This window comes from Bacillus sp. N5-665 (assembly GCF_022637375.2).
Taxonomy (GTDB): Bacteria; Bacillota; Bacilli; order Bacillales; family Bacillaceae_G; genus Bacillus_A; species Bacillus_A wiedmannii.
The window spans coordinates 415,721-440,644 of record NZ_CP093325.1; the positions used below are offsets into that span (position 1 = coordinate 415,721).

Here is a 24,924-nt window from a genome sequence, read left to right on the forward strand (position 1 = left end):
AAGTGCCTATGTTACTTTTTGGTACCTATCGTACTTTAAAGTGCGTTCTTCAAAAAAAGAGTGAAGCCATTCATAATAGCATATATCAGCAGTAAAGTTATGTTTGTAGAAGATAAAAAGGCCTTTTTATCATACTATTATGATTGGATTTCTCGCATTAAGGAGGAGTTCAATTGAATTCATATACAGTATCTTCTTCGGCAGTACAGACGAATCGAAGAAGTATGTTTGCTTTATTAGCACTAGCAATTAGTGCGTTTGGAATTGGTACAACCGAATTTATTAGTGTCGGTTTATTACCATCTATTTCAGAGGATTTACATGTTTCTGTTACAACAGCGGGTTTAACCGTTTCTTTATATGCATTAGGAGTAGCGTTTGGTGCCCCAGTATTAACGTCGTTAACAGCTAGTATGTCGCGAAAGACGTTATTAATGTGGATTATGACTATTTTCATTATTGGTAATGGAATTGCGGCAGTGGCAACAAGTTTTACTGTGTTACTTATCGCGAGGGTTGTATCTGCGTTTGCGCATGGTGTTTTTATGTCGATAGGATCCACAATTGCGGCTGCGCTTGTACCAGAGAATAAACGTGCAAGTGCAATTGCATTTATGTTTACTGGTTTAACTGTTGCGACCATTACAGGTGTACCGATTGGAACATTTATCGGTCAACAATTTGGTTGGAGAGCATCGTTTATGGTAATTGTGGCAATTGGAATCGTTGCCTTAATCGCTAACAGTATGCTGATTCCGTCTAACTTGAAAAAAGGTACATCCGTATCATTTCGTGATCAATTCAAACTGATTACGAATGGAAGACTATTACTTGTATTTACTATTACTGCATTAGGGTACGGGGGGACATTCGTAACATTTACGTATTTATCTCCGCTATTACAAGAAGTAACAGGATTTAAATCAAGTACCGTTACAATTATTTTGTTAGTGTACGGAATTGCAATTGCGATTGGGAATATGGTTGGCGGAAAATTATCAAATCATAATCCGATTCGAGCATTATTTTACATGTTCTTTATTCAAGCGATTGTATTATTTGTTTTAACATTTACAGCACCATTTAAAGTCGCTGGACTCATCACAATTATTTTTATGGGACTATTTGCGTTTATGAATGTTCCAGGGCTACAAGTGTATGTCGTTATCTTGGCTGAGAGATTTGTTCCAAGTGCTGTTGATGTGGCATCAGCGATTAACATTGCAGCATTTAACGCAGGAATTGCTCTTGGTGCTTACTTGGGCGGTATTGTAACGAACTCGTTAGGGTTAATTCATACGGCCTGGGTAGGAGGCATTATGGTAGTAGGTGCTGTTATTTTAACAGCGTGGAGTATGACATTAGAAAAAAGAGATCAAGTGAAGTAAGGGAGAGAAAATATAATGAAAAATTTACAAAGTACAACAACATTGCATAACGGTGTAGAAATGCCTTGGTTCGGTTTAGGTGTATTTAAAGTAGAAGATGGACCAGAACTTGTAGAAGCAGTAAAATCGGCGATTAAAGCAGGATACCGCAGTATCGATACAGCTGCGATTTATGGAAACGAGAAAGCTGTAGGAGAAGGAATTCGCGCTGGTATAAAAGAAGCAGGGATTTCTCGAGAAGATTTATTTATTACTTCAAAAGTGTGGAATGCAGATCAAGGATATGAAACGACACTTGCTGCATATGAAGAGAGCTTAAAAAAATTAGAGCTAGATTATTTAGATTTATATCTTGTTCATTGGCCTGTAGAAGGGAAATACAAAGATACGTGGAGAGCATTAGAAACACTTTATAAAGAAGAACGCGTACGTGCAATTGGCGTAAGTAACTTCCAAGTTCATCACTTACAAGATGTAATGAAAGATGCGGAAATCAAGCCAATGATTAACCAAGTAGAATACCACCCTCGTTTGACACAAAAAGAATTACAAGCTTTCTGTAAAGAACAAGGTATTCAAATGGAAGCATGGTCACCATTAATGCAAGGTCAATTATTAGATAACGAAACATTACAAGCAATTGCTGAGAAACACGGTAAAACGACAGCTCAAGTTATTTTACGTTGGGATCTTCAAAATGGAGTAATCACAATTCCGAAATCAACGAAAGAACACCGTATCATTGCAAACGCTGATGTGTTTAACTTTGAATTAACGAAAGAAGATATGGAGAAAATCGATGCGTTAAATGAAAATCATCGTGTTGGTCCAGATCCTGATAACTTTGATTTCTAAACTTATAGTGGAGAGAAAGAGTGCAAACAGTTTGCACTCTTTTTTGTTTTGTTTATGCATAAAAAAAGTTTCTAACTAAATAATAAACAGAAGAAAATTTGTTATTTCATAAGGGGTTGTAAACATGAATATAAAAAGATCTTTCAAGCTAATGGCCGCTTTTTTGAGTGTTTTATTTGTATTTGCGAACTTATTATTTCCACTTCAACAAGCATTCGCGGAAGTTATGGATCATACAAAGTATGAAATGGATTGGAGTTATAGTAGGTCAAAGAAGAAACCAATTCGAACAGAGCTTATTAAAACGGCAGATGGTAAAATTGCCTTTTGCTTAAATGTAGATTTGAAATCTCCAAGCGGTCAAGATTTACCGGAAATGGGGAAAGTGGATATTAATGTGTATCGTGTACTATTAAATGGATATCCACAAAAGAGCCCACAAGAATTAGGTGTTTCTGATTGGAGAGAAGCGCATTATGCAACGCAGCTTGCAGTATGGAATGCATTAAAACAAATCGATATTAATGATTTAGATTTTCGAAATAAAAATGTAGAAAAGGTAACGAAAGATATCGTTGCAAAGGCAAGCGCTAGTGAAGAATTACAAGAAATTACGATGAGTGTCGTGCCGTCAGAAGAGCAACAAGCAGTGTTGAAAAATGATTTCTTTGAAACAGGTTTATATACAGTAGAAACAAATGCGAAAAGCGGAACGTATAAAGTGCAAGCAACAGGTGCACCAGAAGGCGCGAAATTTGTAAATGAAAAGGGCGAAGCAAAAACGGAATTCAATGTAGGAGAAAAGTTCCGCATCTTAATTCCGAAACAAACACCAGCTGGTGGGTTTAGTTTTAAAGTATCAGGGAATTTAACGAAATTACAAGGAATTGCGCATAAAGGCACACCAACAATTCAAAATGCGGTTGTATTACTTGAGCGTAGTGAGGAAAAAACAAGTCCGGAGTTAGCGGTAAGTTGGAAAACAACAAATGGTCATGATAATAATAAACCACACACTCCAAATGAACCGCATAAACCGAATCAAAAGAGATAAAGAAAAAGCATTGGCGTTTGCCAGTGCTTTTTTATATGAATGATAAAATTATATTAGGAAAATTAAATGTGGGATGAAATTACTGTTTATACAGTTTAAACTCTATTTAGAAATAATATAAATATATTAAAATTCAAACGTTACAATTAATAGATTATATTCACGGAATTGTAACATTATTCCGATTGAAAAGGCTATCAAACCGTGTAGAAAGCGTGTAAAATTCAGTTGGAAAAACTACCTATAGATGGTCATATATGAAGGAAATGTAAGTTCCTATTGTTATTTGTATTTATACATGTATAGATGACAAGACTAAAAATCTTTTACTATTCTCTTTTTATGTAGACAGAGAACTCATCACAAGTAGAGGGAAGTGAGGAGGATACAGTACATAAAAATTTTTACAATGTAATAAAGCGAATACATTGAAAGGAATGCGGTAGTAAATGATGTAGGTGTGCGAGGTGTTAGTCTATTCGTTAAATGTTTTTATAAAAATAATAGGATTATTTATTAAATGAATATATAGGATAGTTTCTCTAAATAAAGGAACAGGGGATACAGATTATGTCGAAGAAACAGAGTAGTAGGGTATTAGTGGCTGGAATATGTATATCTACATTATTATCGCCAGTAGCTTTTGAAGCATCGAAAGGATATGCGGCGCCTTTGGAAGATGTTAAAGGTGGGAGTTTGGAAGAGAACAAATTTGAGCAAAGGACGTTTCATTTGCCTGGAAAAGGGGATTTAGAAGCGGAAACAAACCGTTTAAAAGTAAGTTTTCATCTTTCTGCTAATGAACCAACTGGAATTTATGCAAAGGAAAATGAAGAGATTGCAATTGAAATAAAAGGAACGCAGTCTATTCAAGCTTTTATTGGAACAAGATCATATGATGAAAAAGAACCTGAAAAGTTTGATTTAAAACCGGGAAAAAATGTTATTTCATCGCCGAATGGTGGTATTTTATATTTTTATAATATGAATAAAGAAGGGGAAGTAATAGCTTCTGTTACGAATGGTGGTAGCCATTTTCCTTTGTTTATTTTAGGTAAGCATACGAAAAAAGATTTTGATGAAATGTTGAAGAAATATAAGGATCCTTATGCAGTTGAATTAAAAGGTGAGAGAAGTTTAATTACTGCGAGTTATAATGCTGTTCAAAATCATATGAACGGTACAGATCCAACAAAGCTAATGAAATTACACGATAAGATTATTCGTCTGGAAAATGCAGTAGCAGGATTATCTGAGGACGGTATTGGAGTCGCGAAATCTCCAAATCATTACGTTCAGTTTGTTGAAGAACGGAAGCCTGATGAAGATGATTATATGTTCGCAACAGATTATCGTACAGCATATATCCCAAAAGTAATGAATAGAGTATTGGATTTAGAAGTACTTGAAAAGGATGGTTGGGGACCATGGCATGAAGTTGGACATTTACATCAACAAAGGCCTTGGGACTGGGATGCTGTTGGGGAAGTAACAGTTAACATTTATTCTTTAGCAGTACAAAAAGCATTAGGGAATAAACTAGACATGGGGGATCATTATAAAAAATCATTTGAGTATTTAGAAAGACCTATAGAAGAAAGAATAATTGATAAGTTCGATCCGCTTACAATGTTTTGGCAATTAAATGTAGTGTATGGAGAACATTTTTATCCTACATTGCATCAAGCTTATCGTTTGTTATCTGAAGAGGAAATGCCTACTTCTGATGAAGAGAAAAAGCAAATGTTTATTTATATGACATCAAAAGTGGCGGGGCAAAATTTAGTTCCTTTCTTTGAGGAGTGGGGATTAACTCCAAATGATGAGACTAGAGAAAAAATAGAGAAATTAAATTTACCTAAATTAGAAAAAGAAATATGGAAAGCAACAGATAGTAACGATATTCGTGAAAAACAAGTTACGCCATATGAAGTTCCATATGGTGAAGCATTTAATGTGGAGCAAGACCTTGTAGTAGGTACGGATTTTGATGAGAATTTAGCAAGTCAACTGGTTCAAAATCTAGGTGAGAATGTAAAAGTAACAGGTAAGATTATTTGGCCTAGATTAGAGAATGGAAAACAGGAAGTATTAGTAGAAATTGGAGACGAGAAAGGGAATAAAAATTTAATTCCTGTTCCAATGAATGCTCGTTATGGGGATACTATGGTAATTAAAGGTTTTGGTGATGAAGTGAATTCTGTTATAGCACTTCTTCATAATGAAAAGAAAATTGATGTTGTTTTCGAGGGTAATGCATTGCATCAGCGATTTAAAAATGAAAAATATGTAGAGATTACAGTATACGATAAAGAAGGTAATGAAAAGAAAAATATTTCTGTAGAGGGACAAGAAAGTTCAAAAAAAATTGCTGCGCAATTGAAGGAGTTTGAATTCCAATATGGGGACGTCGTGAGAGTATTTCATGCGGAACCGGATCGTTTTAGTTGGTATCAAAACGACAAACTGGTAAATCCAGCAGAGAATAAAAAAGAAAAGTTTTTCAAAATTACTCCGCAAGGATTTGAATTAAAAGACGGTTTGCAAGAAGTAAAAGCTGTGCCACAAAAAGTAGTAATCGGAACAAATAGCGAAGCATTAGATGCGAAGAAGTTTGTTGAAGTAAAAGATGGAGAAGTAATTGGTTTTGTAGAGAAACCAATTACAACGAAACTAGGTGAACAAAAAGTAAAAGTAGAAACGAAAGACCGTTTTGGAAATAAGCAAGTAACGGAAGTACCTGTAGAAGTGATTTATGGAGATAGCATTGCTTATATAGGATATAACAATGAAATCGCATCAGTTGTAACATTAAAGCATAAAGAGAAGAAATTACATGCGACTGAAATGGATGAACAAATTCATGAGTATTTTAACAAAGAACAATATATAGGAATTACGTTATATGATCAAAACGGAACTGAGAAAAAACATGTAACAGCAGAAGGACAAGAAACTTCAAAGAATTTTGCTGAACAAGTGAATGGACTGCAATATGAATATGGGGACGTTGTGAAAGTATTTCATGCAGAACCAGACCGTTTGAAATGGTATCAAAATAATAACTTTGCTGGTCAAGGTGAGAAAGAGGGAGTAAAAGAACTATTCTTCAAAGTGACAGAAAAAGGTTTTGAGAGAATGGATATGTTGCAAGAAGTAAAAGCGGTTCCACAAAAAGTAGTAATCGGAACAAATAGCGAAATGTTAGACGCGAAGAAATTTGTGGAAGTAAAAGGTGGAGAAGTAGTAGGGTTTGTAGAAAAACCAGACACAACGAAAATCGGTGAACAACAAGTAAAAGTAGAAACGAAGGATATGTTTGGAAATAAGAAAGTGACAGAAGTTCCTCTAACAGTAACATATGGAGATAGCCTACTTGTATATGGATTAAGTTATGGTGCCGACGATATGAAATCAATTGTAACTTTGCATCATGATACGAAAAAACTGAGTGCGACAGATACAAAGAACCTAATTCATGATTACTTTAAAGATGAAAAGTATTTTGAATTCACATTGTACGATAAAGAAGGAACAGTGAAGAAAAATATAGCGGTAAAAGGTTTAGAGAATACGCAAGAATTTGCTAAGGAAGTAAATGGACTTGCATTTGAGTATGGCGATGTAGTGAAAGCATATCATGCGGAATCTTCTCGTTTACATTGGTATCAAAAAGATGTATATGTGGGCGAAGGAAAAAGTAAAGAGATAAAGGAATTAGTCTTCAAAATCACTGAAAATGGATTTGAAAGATTAGACGGTGAGCAAACAGTAAAAGCAAATCCGCAGCAAGTAGTAATCGGAACAAATAGCGAAACGCTAGATGCGAAGAAATTTGTTGAAGTACAGGGTGGAGAAGTAGTAGGTTTTGTAGGGAAACTAGATACGACAAAAATTGGTCAGCAAACAGTGAAAATAGAAACGAAAGATCGATTTGGAAATAAGAAAGTGACGGAAGTTCCTGTAGAAGTGACATATGGGGATAGTCTAGTCTATCAAGGTGTGTCCGATGTTACACGTTCTATTATTACGTTAAATCATGATGAAAAGAAGTTACATGCAACATTTACGAATGATGTGATTCATTATCGTTTTGTGAACGAAGAGTATATAGGCTTTGCGATTTATGATCAAAATGGGAATAAGAAAAAGCATATATCAGCGGAAGGGCAAGAAACTTCAAAGAATTTTGCGGAACAGGTAAATGTTACTTCATTTGAGTATGGTGATGTAGTAAAAGTGTATCATGCAGAACCAAGTCGTCTGAAATGGTATAAAAAGAATGAGTTAGCAGAACAAGTGGCTTCAACAGAAGTTGAATTTAAAATCACTCAAAGTGGATTAGAGCTAGTAAAGAAAACATTGTAATAAAAAATGCGCGTAGATGTTGGGTCTACGCGCATTTTTGTATTATTCAGCTTCAGAAACAACTGTGAAGCGTTCGTTTAGGTGTTTCGGATTTTCGATTTCATCAAGTGCTGCAACTGCGAAGTCTTCGTAACTTACGTAGCTATCACCTTTTGCGTTAACAAGAAGGTTGTCTTTGCCAGCTGTATAAGAGCCTGTGCGTTTTCCTAATGCAAATAGTGCAGAAGGGCTGATGAATGTCCAAGTAATATCGTTAGTTTGTTGCAGAATTTCTAAGTTTTTTCCTTGGTTTTGAGCTGTTGCAAGGTATTCATTTGGGAAACCTGGCGTATCAAATACACGCGTTGTTTTCTCTTCGTCTACAAATAAGCTTCCAGCGCCGCCAACTACAAGTAATTTTGTGTTAGGTGCACCTTTCATAGCTTCAATTAGTACGTTTCCTGCATCTACGTGAAGATGTTCTTCTCCTGCTGGAGCGCCGAATGCATTTACAACTACGTCAAATGCTTGTAGGTCATTGGATGTAAGAGAGAAAACATCTTTCTCTAAAACCTTTACGTTTTTTTCTGTAATTTTCGCGGCGTTTCTTACGATTGCAGTTACTTCATGTCCGCGATCTAATGCTTCTTTTAAAATACGACTTCCTGCTTTACCAGTTGCTCCGATGATTCCGATTTTCATAATAAATCCCTCCAAAGTGTTTTGTTAAAGTGTATATCTGAAAGTAAATGAATTTGTTGTAATAAGGTTTGTTACAACCTGATGTAATCATTATAGTTACAGGATGTTGTTTTTGTCAATGGGGTAGTTTGTAGATTTACTTTTTGTTTAGTATGCACAGTTAGAGGAAGGAGAGTCGTAAAGATATTGTTACTTCGTGTCTGGCTAATATTTGGAAAATGCAAATTGTCGAAAAATGTTGATTTTTAAATGTTTTTTAAATATAATTCGTTTTATGGAGAAAAGGAGGGGTTAATTGTATGAATATTTTAGAGCAATTTGTTTCATCAACGAATACAATTCTTTGGTCATATATTCTTATTGCAATGTTAATTGGTTTAGGTCTTTATTTTTCTATTAAATTGAAATTCGTACAAATTACTCATTTAGGGGAAATGGTTCGACTAATGAGTGATGGATTAACTGGAAAGACGCGTAAAAAAGGTAGTGTATCTTCTTTCCAAGCGTTCTGTATGAGTTCAGCAGCTCGTATTGGAATCGGGAACTTAGCGGGCGTAGCGTTAGCTATTTCTATGGGAGGACCTGGAGCAGTATTTTGGATGTGGGTTATTGCAATTGTCGGAGCGTCTTCAAGTTTCGTGGAAAGTACGCTTGCACAAATTTATAAAATAAAAGATGGCAGTGGCTTCCGTGGTGGTCCTGCTTATTATATGGAAAAAGGTTTAAATAAACGTTGGATGGGAATTTGGTTCTCTATCCTTATTACAATTAGTTACGGATTAATTTTCAACTCCGTACAAGCAAATACAGTTACATTAGCATTTAAAAACGCTTTTGGTATTGAGCGTTACGTTGTTGGGATTGTATTAGCAGTATTAGTTGCGGTTATTATTTTTGGTGGCGTGAAAAGTATCGCGCGTATGTCTGAAATGATCGTTCCGCCAATGGCACTTATTTATATTGCAGTAGCAATTTTCGTTGTTATTAAAAATTATTATTTAATACCGGACATGTTTACAGAAATCTTTAAAGGTGCATTCGGTTTAGATTCAGCTGTAGGTGGCGGTATTGGTGCTGCGATGAAATATGGTATTCAGCGTGGATTATTTGCGAATGAAGCAGGTATGGGTAGTGCGCCGAACGCGGCAGCAACAGCGGATGTAACACATCCAGCGAAACAAGGATTTATTCAAACAATTGGAGTATTAGTAGATACATTTTTAGTATGTACATCAACAGCATTTATCGTACTATGTTCTGGTGCATATAAAGCAACAAATTTAGAAGGTATTGAATTAACGCAAGTTGCGTTAAGTTCACAAATTGGTTCGTGGGCAAGTAGCTTCTTGGCGATTATTATTTTCTTATTCGCTTTCAGTTCACTTCTAGGAAACTACTATTATGGTGAAACGAACATTGAATTCATTAAACAAAGTAAAACTTGGTTAACGATTTACCGTATTGCGGTAGTGGGAATGGTATTATTTGGTTCTGTTGCGACGCTTCAAGTTGTATGGAATATGGCGGATTTATTTATGGGACTAATGGTAATCACAAACTTAATTGCGATTACACTTCTTGGACGATTTGCATACGCTGCATTGGCGGACTATGTAAGGCAAAAGAAACAAGGGAAAGATCCAGTCTTCAGTGCAGATTCTATTCCTGGTTTAACGAATACAGAGTGTTGGGATAAGCCGACGGTAACGGATAAAGAAAAAGCAGTGTAATGAAAAGGTGAGCATCGAGATAAATTCGATGCTCGCCTTTTTTGTTGTAGTAAATGATGAAAAGGGTGAGAGGTAATTAGTAATATAATTTTTGTTTGTTCATTCCTCTCGTTATTTGTAGAGAACGCACTGTCTTAAAAGTATGACCGGTCGAATGGGATGAGTGATTGAGTATTGGATAAATGCACGTACTGGTTATATTTTTACGTAAAAAAACATATATGTTAAGAAGTTTAACGCACCCATGTTATAAAACCTAACATAAAGTTCTTGATTACTAAAAGTTTTTAGAATATAATTTTCTTATTGTTAGGAAGAGGGGGTAATGCAATTATGGATTTTTTAGCTAAGGTAATTGGGGATGTAAATAATGTCCTTTGGTCATATGTCATTATTGCGATGTTAATTGGGTTAGGGCTTTACTTTTCATTTCGTGTGAAATTTGTCCAAGTTCGTTACTTCGGTGAAATGATTCGTTTGCTTGGGGATGGGGCAAGTTCGAAAACGAGGAAAGCTCAAAAAGAGAAGAGCGGTGTATCATCGTTCCAGGCTTTTTGTATGAGTACAGCATCTCGTGTAGGTACTGGTAACTTAGCTGGTGTAGCTATCGCAATCTCAGCAGGTGGACCAGGAGCGGTATTTTGGATGTGGTTAATTGCGGTAATTGGGGGTGCTTCTGCATTTGTAGAGAGCACATTAGCGCAAATTTATAAAGTAAAAGATGGGAATGCATTCCGTGGTGGTCCAGCGTATTATATGGAAAAGGGTTTAAAGAAACGCTGGCTAGGAGTTGTCTTCTCTGTTCTAATAACAGTTAGTTTCGGATTAATTTTCAACGCCGTGCAGTCAAACACAGTAGCGGCGGCTTTTGATGGAGCATTTAACACAGATGGTAAGTTTGTAGGTCTGTTTATGGCTGGTTTACTTGCAATCATTATCTTCGGCGGAGTAAAACGTATTGCACGTGCGGTTGAAATGATTGTTCCAGTAATGGCAATTATATATGTAGCAGTGGCATTATTCGTTGTTGTAACAAACATTACGGCAATTCCGTATGTATTTAAAGAAATTTTCTTACATGCTTTCGGAATTAAAGAAGTAGTAGGTGGGGGATTAGGAGCTGCGATTTTACTAGGGGTAAAACGTGGATTATTCTCAAATGAAGCAGGTATGGGTAGTGCGCCGAACGCAGCTGCGACTGCAAACGTAACGCACCCAGTTAAACAAGGTTTCATTCAAACTTTAGGGGTATTTACAGATACATTATTAATTTGTAGTTGTACAGCATTTATCATTCTTTTATCAGATGTGCATAATGCAGCTGATCTAAATGGTATTCAATTAACGCAGCAAGCATTAAGCCAACATATCGGACCGTGGGCGTCTATATTTGTAGCAGTTGCAATCTTCTTGTTTGCATTTAGTTCATTAGTAGGTAACTACTACTATGGTGAAACGAATATTGAATTCTTAAATGGAAGTAAAGTGTTATTAAATGCATACCGCATTGCTGTACTTGGTATGGTTGTTTTAGGATCTGTAGCAACAATTCAAATCGTTTGGGATTTAGCAGATTTATTTATGGGGATTATGGCTGTTATTAACTTAGTGGCGATCGTATTTCTTTCTAAGTATGCTTTCGCGGCATTATCAGATTACGTTAAGCAAAAGAAACAAGGAAAAGATCCAGTATTCTATGCGGAGTCTATTCCAGGTTTGAACAATACAGAGTGCTGGGATAAGCCAGCAGTAGCTGATAAAGAAAAAGCAGTATAATGAGGTGAGCATCAAGTGAAACTTGATGCTCATTTTTTTGTTTTATCCTGCTATTTGTGAACAGTAAAACTCTCGATTGATACGGGCTAATAATCAGTGGGGATGATATTGATTAAAGTTTCGCTATATAATGTAAAAGACGAACATTCATGAACGTTTTATAATAAAATGTAATTTTTTTAAGAAAAGTGCGGATATGAGTTGTGATTTGTGTTAGAATGGAAAATGCCTTTGAAACAAGAGATTTTATGATCTTTCCTATCCGATTGAAGGTTTTAGAGGAGAAATGGAAAGTTCGGATTATTTCTTATTTTGAATGGTCAGACGTTCAACGTTAATGAAGAGTTAAATGGAGGATTTTATTAATGAAGTTTGTTATGTTTCTTGTAGGATTGCTCGTTGTATTCGTACTCGGTTTTCTTATAAGTGCCGATCGAAAGAAGATTAAGTATAAACCAATCGCAATTATGCTTGTTATTCAGCTAGCGTTAAGTTATTTCTTATTAAATACGCAAGTTGGTTATATTTTAGTAAAAGGAATTTCAGATGGATTTGGCGCGCTTCTTGGATATGCGGAAGCTGGAATCGTTTTCGTATTTGGCGGTCTTGTTAATAAAGGAGAGGTTTCATTCTTCTTAACGGCGTTATTACCAATCGTATTCTTTGCCGTTTTAATCGGAATTCTGCAACACTTTAAAATTTTACCGATATTTATTCGTGCTATTGGTACTGCGCTAAGTAAAGTAAATGGTCTAGGAAAACTAGAATCATATAACGCAGTAGCAGCTGCCATTGTTGGGCAAGCGGAAGTATTTATTACAGTGAAAGATCAATTAAGTAAAATCCCAAAACATCGTTTATATACATTATGTGCATCTTCCATGTCGACAGTATCAATGTCAATCGTAGGTTCTTATATGAAAATGATCGAACCGAAATATGTAGTAACAGCACTTGTATTAAATTTATTTAGTGGTTTCATTATTATTCATATTATTAACCCGTACGATATTACAGAAGAAGAAGATACACTGAAATTAGAAAATAAGAAAAAACAGTCATTCTTTGAAATGCTAAGTGAATATATTATGCTTGGTTTCACAATCGCGATTACAGTAGCGGCAATGTTACTTGGTTTCGTAGCATTAATTACAGCAATTAATAGCTTGTTTGATTCAATGTTCGGTATTACATTCCAAGCTATTTTAGGATACATTTTCTCACCATTAGCATTCGTAATGGGTATCCCGCAAGCAGAGATGGTAACAGCTGGACAAATTATGGCAACAAAATTAGTATCAAATGAGTTTGTTGCGATGCTGGATCTTGGAAAAGTAGCTGGTGATTTATCAGCTCGTACAGTTGGTATTCTTTCTGTATTCCTTGTATCATTTGCGAACTTCTCATCAATCGGAATTATCGCAGGTGCAACGAAAGGTATCGATGAAAACCAATCAAATGTTGTATCATCATTCGGTCTACGCCTTGTGTACGGTGCGACATTAGTAAGTATTCTATCAGCGATTATCGTTGGTGTTATGTTATAAAAAAAAGGATGGCTCTAGCTCATAGCTAGGGCTATTTTTTTTTGGTAAATTTGCATGAAAAAACCAATTAATTAGGAATATATTAACATATAAAAATCTTTTAAAATTTATATTGCATTTCGCCTAGATAACGCTTACAATTTGATTTGTAGGTGGTATCAATTTCAGACTTTCAAGTATGGTAGGAGAGAAGAAGCTACCTTTTATAAATTGCAATTTATGTAAACGCTTACTGATTTTAGAAAACAGTTGAATAATATTTAGGGGTTTTAAATTTTTTTAACATCAATGGTCAGACGTCATTCGTTATACGTTATACGACCGATAATTCGTGGGAGAAGTGGAGGATTCACATATGAAGATCGTAATGTTTCTAGTCGGTTTACTTGTAGTATTTGTACTAGGGTTCCTTATCAGTTCAGATCGTAAGAAAATTAAATATAAACCAATTGCACTTATGCTTGTCATTCAATTGGTACTTGCGTATTTCTTACTAAATACAAAGGTCGGATTTGTATTAGTAAAAGGGATTGCAGATGGGTTTGGAGCTATTTTAAAATTTGCGGAAGCAGGGGTTAATTTCGTATTTGGTGGTCTAGCAAATGATGGACAAGCACCATTCTTCTTAACAGTATTATTACCAATTATTTTCTTAGCAGTATTAATCGGGATCTTACAACACATTAAAGTATTACCAATTATCATTCGTGCAGTCGGTTTCCTATTAAGTAAAATTAACGGCTTAGGAAAACTAGAATCATATAATGCAGTAGCAGCTGCAATCGTTGGTCAAGGTGAAGTATTCATTACAGTAAAAGATCAACTAAGCAAATTACCGAAAAATCGTTTATACACACTTTGTGCATCTTCCATGTCAACAGTATCGATGTCAATCGTCGGTTCTTACATGAAAATGATTGATCCAAAATATGTAGTAACAGCACTTGTATTAAACTTATTTAGTGGATTCATTATCGTTCATATTATTAATCCATATGAAGTGAAAGAAGAAGACGATATTTTAGAATTACAAGAAGATAAAAAACAAACATTCTTTGAAATGTTAGGCGAATATATTATGCTTGGTTTCTCTATCGCTGTAACAGTAGCGGCGATGTTAATCGGTTTCGTAGCATTAATTACAGCAATTAACGGTGTATTCGATTCAATTTTTGGAATCACATTCCAAAGCATTTTAGGATATGTCTTCTCACCATTAGCATTCGTAATGGGTATTCCAACATCAGAGATGCTAACGGCAGGACAAATTATGGCAACGAAATTAGTAACGAACGAATTCGTTGCAATGCTTGACCTTGGAAAAGTAGCTGGTGATTTATCAGCTCGTACAGTAGGTATTTTATCTATCTTCCTTGTATCATTTGCAAATTTCTCATCAATCGGAATTATCGCAGGTGCAACGAAGAGTATCGATGGCAAACAAGCAAACGTTGTATCTTCATTCGGATTAAAACTTGTATACGGTGCAACGTTAGTAAGTATATTATCAGCGATTATCGTTGGGGTTATGCTTTAATAAATTAAGAGAAGCAATGAGCGTAGGCTCATTGCTTTTTTATTTAACTTGCTCTATCTAAGTCTCTTTTAAATTGTGGTTTCTCCAAATAAGTTCCAAGCCTCCATATATACTCAACAGGACCCATTCGATATTTTCGCAGCCAATATGTGCTAACAAATAATTGAATTGTATAGATTCCAATCGTTAAAAGAATACCGAAGAAATATCCTATTTTACCGAATAAGCCAAAGCCGTATGCGTAAAAAATTGTTGTTGTGATAATAGACTGGGCTAAGTAATTACTAACCGACATTTTTCCCATATTGGCCATATATGTTAGTAGACGGGTTGCTTTTTTGTAATGGAATAATAAAATAATTGTGCTTCCGTAAAAGAAGGTCATGGTTACTGGTGTAAGGCCGTCCTGTAACATAAGTAAAATAGGATGTTTAATGAACATAGCTGAAGTTTTGATTGTAAAAGAGAAAATACAAGTAAGAATCCAGACCTTTTTGACAGCAGAGATATGCTTATCAATCTCAAATAACCATCCTTTTTTTCCTACGTACATACCGATTAAGAAGAGTGGAGATAGGAAAATGAGTGTGAAAAGTGTTATAAAGGTTAATCCGAAGAAACCGTCAATGCCTATATATTCGAAAGGATTTTCAGTTAACCTAAAGTTGACATGATCCATATAGCTTCCAGTCTCATGGACTTTATGTTCTTTTTCAATATAAGGAGCAAAATCAGTAACATTTGTATTTGGGTCAGTTGAATAAGTCATAAGTGTAAGGAGTGCGAGTAGAATAGTTGCCCAAATTAATAATGTTTTTGGCTTTCTGTTTATAAACATCAGTAAGAAAATCCCGATGAGGCCATATGAGAATAAAATATCCCCGGACCAAATGAGCACGCCGTGAATAAAACCTAGTAGTAAAAGAATAAGAATACGACGTAAATATGTAGGGGAAAACTTTTTTCCTTTTGCGACAATGCTTTTTTGTAACAAAATAATGCTAAGACCAAATAAAAAAGAGAATAAAGAAATGAAATTTTGTGTGCCAAAAAATTGAATAAACCAATTAGCACCTTTATCGAGTCCGCCAAATATATAGGATGGTTTTTCATTAGCGAAGAACCCGAATTGAATTAATGTTATATTAACAAGTAAAATACCAAATAAAGCAAAACCACGCATTGCATCAACAACTTCTACACGTTGATTCATTTTTTCTCTCCTTTTATATTATTTTATATTGAAAATAATACCATTTTATAGTTGGCACTATGTCAAATACGAGGAAATTTAAGGTGATTTTAAGCTAAAGAGAAAATAAAAAATCACCTTAATACATTCATTAAGGTGATTGAAATACTATTCAGCTGGAGGCGTAAATGTACGTTTCTCTAATTCAGCATCTAGCATAAATAGTGCGTTTGAATCGCTTGTAATACGTTTTAATTTTTGGATGATGCTATCGAATGAAGATTCTTCTTCTACTTGCTCATCGACGAACCATTTTAAGAATGTAATTGTTGCATGCTCACGCTCATCCCAAGCGATATCAGATAAGTTGTAAATACGCTTCGTTACTTCACGCTCGTGCTCAAGTGCTACTTCAAAAGCGTTCAGTACAGATTCATATACGTTATTTGGATTATCAAATCCAGTAATAATAGCGCGCTCACCGCGGTCATTAATGTAGTTGTAAAGCTTCATTGCGTGGAAACGTTCTTCTTCAGCTTGTACAAGGAAAAAGTTAGCGAATCCATCATAGCTCTCAGATGTACAGTAAGCAGCCATTGCCATATAAGCGTGGGCAGAGTAAAATTCAAAGTTCATTTGATCGTTTAATGCGTCGTGCAATTTTTTAGATAACATAAAATCCCCCTTAGTATTGTGACAAGAATATTATACCATAATTGATAATATTCTCATTTGGATACTTCGAACCTTTTCGAAAGCTTTGTGACGTGAGCCTCCATAATGTCTTGTAAATCTAAATCATATTTTTGTGAAAGAATAATAAGATTAGATAGTACATCACCAAGTTCTTCTTTTAACTCTTGTTTTAGTTCTTCTTCTGTTTTCACTTTTTCGTCAGGACGATCACGGCCAATTTCGATTGCGCGAACAACGCGTGAAACTTCTCCAACTTCCTCTGTTAAGAAATTTAAGCGAATAAAGGAATTATACTGTGACCAGCTTCGTTTTTCGTAAAATTCCTCCACCCACCTTTGAAATGCGACGATATCCATTTCTTCCTCATCCCTTCAATATGTTGTACAATGTTCATTGTATCATAACAATATATAGTTTCGGGGTGTAGGAATGAGAAAGATTTGTGTGTTTGCAGGTTCCAACTTAGGGGAGAGACCAGAATTTAAAGAGCAGGCAATAGCGTTAGGAAAAATGTTTGTTGAGAACGATTATGAGCTTGTATACGGTGGTTCTTGCGTTGGATTAATGGGAGAAGTGGCAAACGAAGTTCTTCGCTTAGGCGGACGTGTAACAGGTGTTATGCCACGCGGTCTATTCCGAGGAGAAATTGTTCATACAGGGCTAACAGAATTAATTGAAGTAGAAACGATGCACGAACGTAAAGCGAAAATGGCAGAACTTGCGGATGCTTTTATTGCATTACCAGGCGGATACGGAACGTTTGAAGAGCTATTTGAAGTAGTATGTTGGTCGCAAATTGGTATACATAATAAGCCGGTTGGTTTATTGAACATAAAAGGCTTTTATGGACCAATTCTGCAAATGGTTGAACGTGCAGAAGAAGAAGGATTTATGAATCCATCAAATAAAGAGTTGATCGTTTCAGCTGAGACGGCAGATAAACTAATTCATGCAATCCAAAATTATGAGCGTCCTGTTTTAGGAACGAAGTGGAAGCAGCTATCATAATACAATTTTATAGATATTTTTGGAAACACATGTCATTTTACTTTGAAAAGGCATGTGTTTTTAATTTGGTTAAATATGTTAATGTTGAGATATAATGTTTTTGGAAAAGGAGAAATAGATGGAGGAGTTTGTGTATTTACGTCCTGTTTTTAAAAGTATATTAGCAGCATCTATTCTTGTTATGCTAATTGTTTCAACACAGAAGAAAAAGCTAATTAATGAATTTTCGCTTTGGTTTATTTCGATATTGTGTATCGGTGTTGCCGCAATAACATTGTTTATGTCGGGGTTTATCGTTGATGAGTATAGTCTAGCTGGGGATGCACAGAGTTTTAGCATGTTTATTGCGATTGGCTGTATTAGCGGTTTGAATTTTATTATTTATTATAGACGGCAATAAAAGAAGGCATTCCGTATTACTTTGGAATGCCTTTATCACTTTGATTACTTTGTTTTTTATACAGATACCAGCCACCCCAGCCGCCACCAATTGCTACAACAACGAGGAAAGCATAGTCTTTAACCTCGACACGTATATTGAAAATATTAGCTATAAGTAAGAGAACCCCAACTGTTATTAACGCAAAAAATGCTCTAATTAAGTAGTCTTTCAACTGAACCACTCCCGCCATTTAAGTAGTAAATGATGAATATGGAAAAGCTTTTTTGGATCTATTTTACTAAAGGATGTTACCTATATTTTAACATAAAAGAGATTGTAATATATTGATAAAAGTAGAGGAGAGGGGGCTAATATTGTCGTGATTTGTCGGTAAGTCGATATAATTAGAAAATCGCTGATATAATTTCATGTACCAGAACGTACGACAATCCCCATAGAAAAAAAGCGACTCTGAACGAGCCGCTTCCGCTTTTTATGATATCCAGCTCCAGCGGCTAGAACAGTCGGTTGTTTCACTCCTTCATTCGAGGCAAAAAGCGCCTCGTAATCAGGAGTTCCAACACCCTCCTGTTCTGAACGAGCCGCTTCCGCTTTTAATCTATCTAGCTCCGGTGACTAGAACAGTCGGTCATTTCGCGCCTTCCTGTGAGGCAAAAAGCGCCTCTTCGTCAGGAGCTCCAATGCCCTCTTGTTCTGAGCAAGTCACCTCCGCTTTAAAATCTATTATTGATTCAAGAACGCGCGTAGCATCCAAGCGTGTTTTTCTAGTTCTGTGTAGATGCCTAGTAGTAGGTCAGATGTCATTTCGTCATCAGAGTTTTGAGCGATTTCCATGCCTTTTTTCAGTTCGACTAGCATCATTTCGTAGTCTTTCATGATTGATTCAACCATTCCTTCTGCAGTTTCGCCGTATGCTGCTTCTTGAATAGAAGATAGTTCTAAGTATTCTTTCATTGTTGCTACTGGTTTGCCGCCAATTGCTAAAATGCGTTCTGCAATTTCGTCGATGTGAGTAGCTGATTCTGTGTAAAGTTCTTCGAATTTCTCGTGTAATGTGAAGAATTGAGGTCCTTTTACGTACCAATGGAAGTTGTGTAATTTTGTGAATAAAACGCTCCAGTCTGCTACTTGTTTGTTTAATACTTCGATTACTTGTTTGTTCATTATGATCAATCTCCTTTTGAGTTGTTATGTTATATCAATTACTAATTTATAATTATTATAATCTAGTAATTTGTATAAATCAACCCTTTTGCTGGAATTAATTTGAACAAATTATGAACTGTTATAAATAAAAATCCCTATTACTGTGGAGTAATAGGGATTTTGTTTGATATATAGCTCTTGTTCTAAACGAGCCACATCCGCTTTTAATTATTATACAGCCTTTTGCTTCTCTTCTACATCCTGTCCATCCCAGCACTCTGTATTCTGTAAGCCAGGGATAGAACTTGCAACGAAGACAGGATCTTTTCCTTGTTTCTTTTGCTTTATATAGTCTAATAAGGCTGCGTATGCAAACTTGCTAAGGAATGAGATGGCAATTAAGTTTGTGAATACCATTAGTCCCATAAAGAAATCAGCTAAACTCCAAACCGTTTGAAGGGCAGCGATAGATCCGAAGAACACCATTCCGACAACTGCAACACGATAAATCAGTAACCATGTTTTGCTTTCTTTAATGAATGCGATGTTTGTTTCACCATAATAGTAGTTTCCTAGTAAAGAACTGAAAGCGAATAGGAAAATAATAATCGCTAAGAAAGTGCTTGCCCACGGTCCAATTTGTGAACTTAATGCTCGTTGTGTTAATTCAATACCTTCTAAATTCGATCCTTTGTAAAGTCCAGAACATAATACGATAAACGCTGTTGATGTACATACTAAGAATGTATCTACGAAAACACCTAATGCTTGAACAAGTCCTTGTTTTACAGGGTGAGATACATCTGATGTTGCTGCTGCGTTAGGGGAGCTACCCATACCTGCTTCTGTCGCGAATAAACCGCGCTGAATTCCGAATTTGATTGCTGCTCCAATACCACCAGCGATAGCTTGGTCTAAACCAAATGCGCTGTTAAATATTTCTGTAAAAATGCTTGGTAACATATTGAAGTTGTTAATTACGACAAAAATAGCCACACCGATATAAATGATCGCCATTGGAGGGACAATCATTTCTGTAATACGTGAAATGCTCTTAATACCACCAAAAATAATAACTGCAACTAATAAAGCTAATAGAGCTCCTACGATCGTTCGCTCTAGTCCAAAAGCATTTTCAAACGCTATTGTTACTGTATTTGCTTGTACAGAATTGAAAATTAATCCGTACGCAACTGTAATAAGAAGTGAGAACCAAACACCCATCCAGCGCTTGTTTAATCCTTTTTCCATGTAATATGCTGGCCCACCACGGAACCTGCTTCCATCTTTTACTTTATAAATTTGTGCGAGCGTACATTCTACGAAACTAGTAGCTGCTCCAAGGATAGCGATAAACCACATCCAAAATATTGCGCCGGGTCCACCCATTGAAATGGCTAATGCTACACCAGCTAAGTTTCCGATACCGATACGTGCCGCTGCACTTAAGCAAAATGCTTGGAATGGAGAGATGCTATCTTTCTTTTTTTCTTTTCGATTAAACCCTTTACTAATTAAACTGACCATCTCACCGAAATGAGTAATTTGGACGAATTTTAATTTGAAAGAGAAATAAAGACCGAAGCCGATTAGCATTGCAATAAGAATATATGACCATAAAATATTATTCGTTACCTCAAGGAATCTGCTAAAGATATCAACCATATAATACACTTCCTTTTTTCCGTAATAAGAAAATTATATGCAAAAAATATACGAGAATCAATTTTTCTAAAAAATTATGTTACATAAACGTATATTGTGTTATGATTATGTTACATCGTAATATTTTTAGAATTATTTACATTTTAAAAAACTAAATTTAAAACGAGAAAGAGGGGATAATTTGAAAGAAGAATCTTTATTGAATATAAGCCTTAAGAGTTTGAAAATGAGAAGTAATATGTTTTTTATCATTACATCTTTAAGTATTTTTTTAGGAGCCACTTATTATTACAATAAAAGATTTCCAAGTCATAGGTATCCTGAATGGTTAGAATTTCTAAAGTTGATTGGATGAACAAAAGACAGAAAAACAGAAAATTAAAATAAAGAAGTTATGGAGGAGCTAAATATGAATATTAGAGAAAGTGAACTTCCGGGTATTGGTTATAAGTTTCAAATCGTTACGAAAGGTAACGAAAAGATGGTGATTGTCATTCATGATGATGGGCGTAGAGAAATGTATCATTTTGATTCAGATCATGAAGAAAGTATCTCAAGTATTTCATTACGTGACTCAGAGGCGAGACAAATTGCAGCAATATTAGGTGGAATGGTATACAAACCTAGAGCATTAGAAAATGTTGAAATGGTCTTTGAAGGTTTAGCAATTGAGTGGTTTAAAGTGGAGAATGCAGCTCCGGCAATCGGAAAAACAATTGGCGACCTTGAAATAAGAAAAACATATAGCGTAACGATTATTGCAGTTATGAAAAAGAATATGAAAAAGCTATTCAATCCAGGACCAGAAACGGTAATTGAAGAAGGCGATATGCTTGTAGTTTCAGGTGAGAGAGAAGAAATTAAAAAAATTATTAATGAGTTACTTTCGAATAGGGGGACTGACTAGATGGATACGTTAATTTTTGAAGTTGGTACAGCTTTAGTTTTAGTAGCAATTGCGGCGGTAATTGCTGGGAAATTTAAATTTTCAGTAATTCCTTTTCTAATTGTTCTTGGAATGTTAGTAGGACCGCACGCACCGACAATAGGTGTTATCGATCTCAAATTTATTGAAAGTGCGAGTGTAATTTCCTTCCTTGGACGGATTGGCGTTCTGTTCCTTCTGTTCTACCTAGGACTAGAGTTCTCGATGAAAAAACTAATTAAATCTGGACGTTCCATTGCGATTGGCGGAACAATCTATATTTTAATTAACTTTTCACTTGGATTATTATACGGATTTATAATGGGATTCCCTTTACTAGAAATTTTAATTATTGCGGGTATTATTACGATTTCTTCTAGTGCTATCGTTGCTAAAGTGTTAGTGGATTTAAGAAGAACTGGTAATAATGAAACCGAATTAATTTTAGGAATTATTATGTTTGAAGATATATTCCTTGCTGTATATTTATCAGTCGTATCTGGTTTAGTTCTAGGAGATCATGCTTCCTTCCTAGGTGCTCTTACTTCAATTGGAATTGCTTTAGGATACATGCTTCTATTCTTTATTGTAGCTAGAAAGGCGACGCCTTTATTAAATAAATTGCTCAATATTAGTTCAGATGAAATTTTCATTATTGTAGTATTTGCTTCGTTATTCTTTATTGCAGGTTTCTCGGAAACAATTCACGTTGCCGAAGCAATTGGAGCACTTCTTTTAGGATTAGTTTTCTCTGAGACAGAGCATAGTGACAGAATTGAACATCTTGTTGTTCCATTTAGAGACTTTTTCGGAGCTATTTTCTTCTTCAGTTTCGGATTAAGCATTGATCCGTTTTCATTAGGCGGAGCGATATGGTTAACGTTAGGTGCTGTCCTTCTTACAATCATCGGAAACTTTGTTGCAGGAATGATTGCAGGGCGACAAGCTGGGTTATCTCATAAAGCGTCAACAAATATTGGATTAACAATTGTTTCAAGAGGAGAATTCTCCATCATTATGGCCAATATCGGCATCGCCGGTGGTTTAATGTCAGTCTTGAAACCATTCTCGGCACTATACGTGCTTATACTATCGATCTTAGGTCCACTTCTGACGAAAGAGTCAAAGAATGTATATAAATTTTTAAATAAAATCTTTAAGTGGGATACGAAGACTAACTAATTTTAAAAAAATAAAAGTACAAGATATTTACTGCTTGTACTTTTATTTTTTGCAATGAAAACAGTAAAGAGAGGTACATGATGTTAGGAGAGTTGATTCATTCCGTTTTAGTTTTTCTAGAAGGACTTGGTTATTGGGGAATTATGCTTGGATTGATGTTAGAGGTTATTCCGAGTGAAATCGTATTGTCTTATGCAGGTTATTTAGTATCAACAGGAAGCATTACGTTTTGGGGCGCTGTCGCGTTCGGTACAATTGGTGGTGTAATTGCACAACTATTCATTTATTGGATCGGTCGTTACGGAGGAAGACCTGTCCTTGAGCGATATGGAAAATATATTTTAATTCAAAAGAAACATATTGATTATGCTGAAGATTGGTTTAATCGTTACGGAACTGGCGTTATTTTTACAGCGCGTTTTATTCCTGTTGTGCGTCATGCTATTTCGATACCAGCGGGTATTGCGAAAATGTCACATGCTAAGTTTATTACGCTAACTACATTAGCTGTTATTCCATGGTCAATTGTATTTGTATATTTAGGTTTTAAATTAGGAACAGAGTGGGAAAGTATTAATAAAGTAGCTGGGCCATATGTGAAATACTTTGCACTTGCAGCTATTGTTTGTGCAATTGGTTACTTTGCATTAAAAAAAGTGATGAAAAAAAAGTGATTACGTAAAAAGAATCTATGCTGACATAGGTTCTTTTTTTATTGTCATTTTTCGAAAGGGGAAAGAGTAGGTTTAATATTTTACATATTGTGGCATACATATAGGAAAAGGGAGTTTGGAAAGGGGATTATAGAGAAATGGAACTCCAGTTTCAAAATGTATATCAACAAGTTGAGAATTGGTATGTGTTGGATTCGCAGCTTCCTTGGGATGTCAAAAGGCTTAGAGATGATTTGTTTTCACTGATTGAAGTATGTAAAACACCAGTTGTTTTTTGTGATACGTGTGATGCGAATCATGTGCTTCTATCATTAGGAGAAGAAGAAGAGGAATTCTTATTCCCAGTAGGTGGTTTTTATCATAAAGAAAAACAATTAATTTTTGTTTGTATGTGGGAAGAGTACGAGCAGGTGCTCAAAACACTACTGCATGAGTTTCGTCATGCGATGCAGCATAAGAGAGAAGTATTGTATGTTGGAAGTGAAGTGTACGAAGATAGATGGATTGAGAAAGATGCGAGAAAGTTCGCGGAGAGGAAGTTAGATGAATATAAAAATAGAAAGTTAATGTAAAGCATAGTGGAGAAATGGCACTGTGCTTTCTTTGTTGATTACTAAAAGTAAGTGATTGACTTTTATAAAGTTTAGTTCTAAACTAATGGTATGAAATGAGCGAGGTGATAGAATGAAGACAGAAGATAGACTCGGATTACTATTATGGTTTCGTTTATCACGTTTTTATAACAAAAGTATTCGTGAGACGAATCAGCATTTGAAAGAATGGAATGTATCTGCCGCTCAGTTTGATGTGCTAGCTCAAGTTGGAGGACATAATCGTCTAACGCAGCAAGAGCTCGGAAATAAACTATTTGTTACGAAGGGAAATATTACGCAGCTATTAAATAAAATGGAGCAGCTGGAGTGGATTCATCGTGAACAAGAAGGTACTACAAAATATATTTCGTTAACAGAAAAGGGAAAAGTTTTATATGAAGAAATCGTCCCGCCTCAAGAAACGTTCCAAGCGGAGCAGTTTCAAAATTTAAATGTAGAAGAACAACATCAATTATTACAATTACTAAAAAAATTACAGTGAGA

22 protein-coding genes are annotated in these 24,924 nt (G+C 35.4%); 15 read left to right on the forward strand and 7 right to left on the reverse strand.

Annotation, left to right across the window (positions count from 1 at the left end):
- The first annotated feature begins 224 nt into the window (after nt 1–224).
- The 4 genes from MNO09_RS04320 (at nt 225) to MNO09_RS04335 (ending at nt 7,665) form a co-directional block, all read left to right on the forward strand.
- A complete protein-coding gene (locus MNO09_RS04320; RefSeq protein WP_164083082.1) occupies nt 225–1,388 on the forward strand; it encodes an MFS transporter in 1,164 nt (387 codons plus the stop codon).
- Between the two features lie 15 nt (nt 1,389–1,403).
- Nucleotides 1,404–2,243 (forward strand): glyoxal/methylglyoxal reductase, encoded by an 840-nt coding sequence (gene pgoN / locus MNO09_RS04325; protein WP_000793574.1) that lies wholly within the window; start codon nt 1,404–1,406, stop codon nt 2,241–2,243.
- Between the two features lie 124 nt (nt 2,244–2,367).
- Nucleotides 2,368–3,297, forward strand: coding sequence for a thioester domain-containing protein (locus tag MNO09_RS04330; protein WP_001022616.1), 930 nt, complete (start codon nt 2,368–2,370; stop codon nt 3,295–3,297).
- Between the two features lie 570 nt (nt 3,298–3,867).
- Nucleotides 3,868–7,665, forward strand: a complete 3,798-nt coding sequence (locus MNO09_RS04335; RefSeq protein ID WP_241950092.1) for a putative mucin/carbohydrate-binding domain-containing protein — start codon at nt 3,868–3,870, stop codon at nt 7,663–7,665.
- Between the two features lie 42 nt (nt 7,666–7,707).
- Here MNO09_RS04335 and MNO09_RS04340 read toward each other — a convergent pair whose 3' ends face one another.
- Nucleotides 7,708–8,346: an NAD(P)-dependent oxidoreductase gene (locus MNO09_RS04340; protein WP_000689918.1), complete on the reverse strand. Its 639-nt coding sequence runs from the start codon at nt 8,344–8,346 to the stop codon at nt 7,708–7,710.
- 299 nt (nt 8,347–8,645) lie between these two features.
- On the opposite strand from MNO09_RS04340, the gene MNO09_RS04345 reads away from it, so the two are divergent.
- The 4 genes from MNO09_RS04345 to MNO09_RS04360 all read left to right on the forward strand — a co-directional run bounded on the left by MNO09_RS04345 (nt 8,646) and on the right by MNO09_RS04360 (nt 14,936).
- Complete coding sequence (locus MNO09_RS04345; protein WP_001022949.1) at nt 8,646–10,076, forward strand: alanine/glycine:cation symporter family protein; 1,431 nt, start codon at nt 8,646–8,648, stop codon at nt 10,074–10,076.
- A gap of 333 nt (nt 10,077–10,409) precedes the next feature.
- The gene (locus tag MNO09_RS04350) at nt 10,410–11,852 is read left to right on the forward strand and encodes an alanine/glycine:cation symporter family protein (RefSeq protein WP_088107467.1); all 1,443 of its coding nucleotides are present in this window, start codon (nt 10,410–10,412) and stop codon (nt 11,850–11,852) included.
- Nucleotides 11,853–12,217: 365 nt separating this feature from the next.
- Nucleotides 12,218–13,399, forward strand: a complete 1,182-nt coding sequence (locus tag MNO09_RS04355; protein WP_000673848.1) for a NupC/NupG family nucleoside CNT transporter — start codon at nt 12,218–12,220, stop codon at nt 13,397–13,399.
- Nucleotides 13,400–13,754: 355 nt separating this feature from the next.
- Nucleotides 13,755–14,936: a NupC/NupG family nucleoside CNT transporter gene (locus tag MNO09_RS04360; RefSeq protein WP_000706847.1), complete on the forward strand. Its 1,182-nt coding sequence runs from the start codon at nt 13,755–13,757 to the stop codon at nt 14,934–14,936.
- A gap of 43 nt (nt 14,937–14,979) precedes the next feature.
- Here the strand turns inward: MNO09_RS04360 and MNO09_RS04365 are convergent, their stop codons facing one another.
- From MNO09_RS04365 to MNO09_RS04375, 3 genes are all read right to left on the reverse strand, one after another.
- On the reverse strand, nt 14,980–16,149 hold the full coding sequence (locus MNO09_RS04365; RefSeq protein ID WP_001076372.1) for a DUF418 domain-containing protein: 1,170 nt from the start codon (nt 16,147–16,149) through the stop codon (nt 14,980–14,982).
- 147 nt (nt 16,150–16,296) lie between these two features.
- Complete coding sequence (locus MNO09_RS04370) at nt 16,297–16,803, reverse strand: ferritin (RefSeq protein WP_000949397.1); 507 nt, start codon at nt 16,801–16,803, stop codon at nt 16,297–16,299.
- 53 nt (nt 16,804–16,856) lie between these two features.
- Complete coding sequence (locus tag MNO09_RS04375; protein ID WP_000355764.1) at nt 16,857–17,180, reverse strand: MazG nucleotide pyrophosphohydrolase domain-containing protein; 324 nt, start codon at nt 17,178–17,180, stop codon at nt 16,857–16,859.
- 73 nt (nt 17,181–17,253) lie between these two features.
- Between MNO09_RS04375 and MNO09_RS04380 the strand changes: the two genes are divergently transcribed.
- Nucleotides 17,254–17,832 carry an LOG family protein gene (locus MNO09_RS04380; RefSeq protein ID WP_001225727.1) on the forward strand — a complete coding sequence of 193 codons (579 nt, stop codon included), beginning with the start codon at nt 17,254–17,256 and terminating at the stop codon, nt 17,830–17,832.
- A 118-nt stretch (nt 17,833–17,950) separates the two neighbouring features.
- Nucleotides 17,951–18,232, forward strand: a complete 282-nt coding sequence (locus MNO09_RS04385) for a hypothetical protein (RefSeq protein WP_000390919.1) — start codon at nt 17,951–17,953, stop codon at nt 18,230–18,232.
- 16 nt (nt 18,233–18,248) lie between these two features.
- On the opposite strand, the gene MNO09_RS04390 is transcribed toward MNO09_RS04385, so the two are convergent.
- The 3 genes from MNO09_RS04390 to MNO09_RS04400 form a co-directional block, all read right to left on the reverse strand.
- On the reverse strand, nt 18,249–18,446 hold the full coding sequence (locus MNO09_RS04390; RefSeq protein WP_000656338.1) for a hypothetical protein: 198 nt from the start codon (nt 18,444–18,446) through the stop codon (nt 18,249–18,251).
- Nucleotides 18,447–18,958: 512 nt separating this feature from the next.
- Nucleotides 18,959–19,399, reverse strand: a complete 441-nt coding sequence (locus MNO09_RS04395; RefSeq protein ID WP_001041898.1) for a Dps family protein — start codon at nt 19,397–19,399, stop codon at nt 18,959–18,961.
- 213 nt (nt 19,400–19,612) lie between these two features.
- Nucleotides 19,613–21,046, reverse strand: a complete 1,434-nt coding sequence (locus MNO09_RS04400; protein WP_000227579.1) for an alanine/glycine:cation symporter family protein — start codon at nt 21,044–21,046, stop codon at nt 19,613–19,615.
- Between the two features lie 409 nt (nt 21,047–21,455).
- Here MNO09_RS04400 and MNO09_RS04405 point away from each other — a divergent pair, with 409 nt between their 5' ends.
- The 5 genes from MNO09_RS04405 to MNO09_RS04425 all read left to right on the forward strand — a co-directional run bounded on the left by MNO09_RS04405 (nt 21,456) and on the right by MNO09_RS04425 (nt 24,922).
- Nucleotides 21,456–21,953: a cation:proton antiporter regulatory subunit gene (locus tag MNO09_RS04405; protein WP_001026069.1), complete on the forward strand. Its 498-nt coding sequence runs from the start codon at nt 21,456–21,458 to the stop codon at nt 21,951–21,953.
- Nucleotides 21,954–23,153, forward strand: a complete 1,200-nt coding sequence (locus MNO09_RS04410) for a cation:proton antiporter (protein WP_000380223.1) — start codon at nt 21,954–21,956, stop codon at nt 23,151–23,153.
- Between the two features lie 80 nt (nt 23,154–23,233).
- Complete coding sequence (gene uptA, locus MNO09_RS04415) at nt 23,234–23,827, forward strand: undecaprenyl phosphate transporter UptA (protein ID WP_000900212.1); 594 nt, start codon at nt 23,234–23,236, stop codon at nt 23,825–23,827.
- 137 nt (nt 23,828–23,964) lie between these two features.
- On the forward strand, nt 23,965–24,399 hold the full coding sequence (locus tag MNO09_RS04420; RefSeq protein WP_088107465.1) for a DUF3920 family protein: 435 nt from the start codon (nt 23,965–23,967) through the stop codon (nt 24,397–24,399).
- A gap of 112 nt (nt 24,400–24,511) precedes the next feature.
- Nucleotides 24,512–24,922: a MarR family winged helix-turn-helix transcriptional regulator gene (locus tag MNO09_RS04425; protein WP_000845461.1), complete on the forward strand. Its 411-nt coding sequence runs from the start codon at nt 24,512–24,514 to the stop codon at nt 24,920–24,922.
- Nucleotides 24,923–24,924: the final 2 nt, after the last annotated feature.

Excerpts from the sequence above, each read along its gene's own strand:
- MNO09_RS04345 (WP_001022949.1), top strand. The coding sequence starts at position 8,646 with ATGAATATTTTAGAGCAATTTGTTTCATCAACGAATACAATTCTTTGG.
- MNO09_RS04340 (WP_000689918.1), bottom strand. The coding sequence starts at position 8,346 with ATGAAAATCGGAATCATCGGAGCAACTGGTAAAGCAGGAAGTCGTATT.
- MNO09_RS04425 (WP_000845461.1), top strand. The coding sequence starts at position 24,512 with ATGAAGACAGAAGATAGACTCGGATTACTATTATGGTTTCGTTTATCA.
- MNO09_RS04355 (WP_000673848.1), top strand. The coding sequence starts at position 12,218 with ATGAAGTTTGTTATGTTTCTTGTAGGATTGCTCGTTGTATTCGTACTC.
- MNO09_RS04410 (WP_000380223.1), top strand. The coding sequence starts at position 21,954 with ATGGATACGTTAATTTTTGAAGTTGGTACAGCTTTAGTTTTAGTAGCA.
- MNO09_RS04365 (WP_001076372.1), bottom strand. The coding sequence starts at position 16,149 with ATGAATCAACGTGTAGAAGTTGTTGATGCAATGCGTGGTTTTGCTTTA.
- MNO09_RS04330 (WP_001022616.1), top strand. The coding sequence starts at position 2,368 with ATGAATATAAAAAGATCTTTCAAGCTAATGGCCGCTTTTTTGAGTGTT.
- MNO09_RS04395 (WP_001041898.1), bottom strand. The coding sequence starts at position 19,399 with ATGAACAAACAAGTAATCGAAGTATTAAACAAACAAGTAGCAGACTGG.
- MNO09_RS04420 (WP_088107465.1), top strand. The coding sequence starts at position 23,965 with ATGGAACTCCAGTTTCAAAATGTATATCAACAAGTTGAGAATTGGTAT.
- MNO09_RS04380 (WP_001225727.1), top strand. The coding sequence starts at position 17,254 with ATGAGAAAGATTTGTGTGTTTGCAGGTTCCAACTTAGGGGAGAGACCA.
- MNO09_RS04375 (WP_000355764.1), bottom strand. The coding sequence starts at position 17,180 with ATGGATATCGTCGCATTTCAAAGGTGGGTGGAGGAATTTTACGAAAAA.
- MNO09_RS04405 (WP_001026069.1), top strand. The coding sequence starts at position 21,456 with ATGAATATTAGAGAAAGTGAACTTCCGGGTATTGGTTATAAGTTTCAA.
- uptA (WP_000900212.1), top strand. The coding sequence starts at position 23,234 with ATGTTAGGAGAGTTGATTCATTCCGTTTTAGTTTTTCTAGAAGGACTT.
- MNO09_RS04370 (WP_000949397.1), bottom strand. The coding sequence starts at position 16,803 with ATGTTATCTAAAAAATTGCACGACGCATTAAACGATCAAATGAACTTT.
- MNO09_RS04385 (WP_000390919.1), top strand. The coding sequence starts at position 17,951 with ATGGAGGAGTTTGTGTATTTACGTCCTGTTTTTAAAAGTATATTAGCA.
- MNO09_RS04360 (WP_000706847.1), top strand. The coding sequence starts at position 13,755 with ATGAAGATCGTAATGTTTCTAGTCGGTTTACTTGTAGTATTTGTACTA.
- MNO09_RS04320 (WP_164083082.1), top strand. The coding sequence starts at position 225 with ATGTTTGCTTTATTAGCACTAGCAATTAGTGCGTTTGGAATTGGTACA.
- MNO09_RS04400 (WP_000227579.1), bottom strand. The coding sequence starts at position 21,046 with ATGGTTGATATCTTTAGCAGATTCCTTGAGGTAACGAATAATATTTTA.
- MNO09_RS04335 (WP_241950092.1), top strand. The coding sequence starts at position 3,868 with ATGTCGAAGAAACAGAGTAGTAGGGTATTAGTGGCTGGAATATGTATA.
- pgoN (WP_000793574.1), top strand. The coding sequence starts at position 1,404 with ATGAAAAATTTACAAAGTACAACAACATTGCATAACGGTGTAGAAATG.
- MNO09_RS04350 (WP_088107467.1), top strand. The coding sequence starts at position 10,410 with ATGGATTTTTTAGCTAAGGTAATTGGGGATGTAAATAATGTCCTTTGG.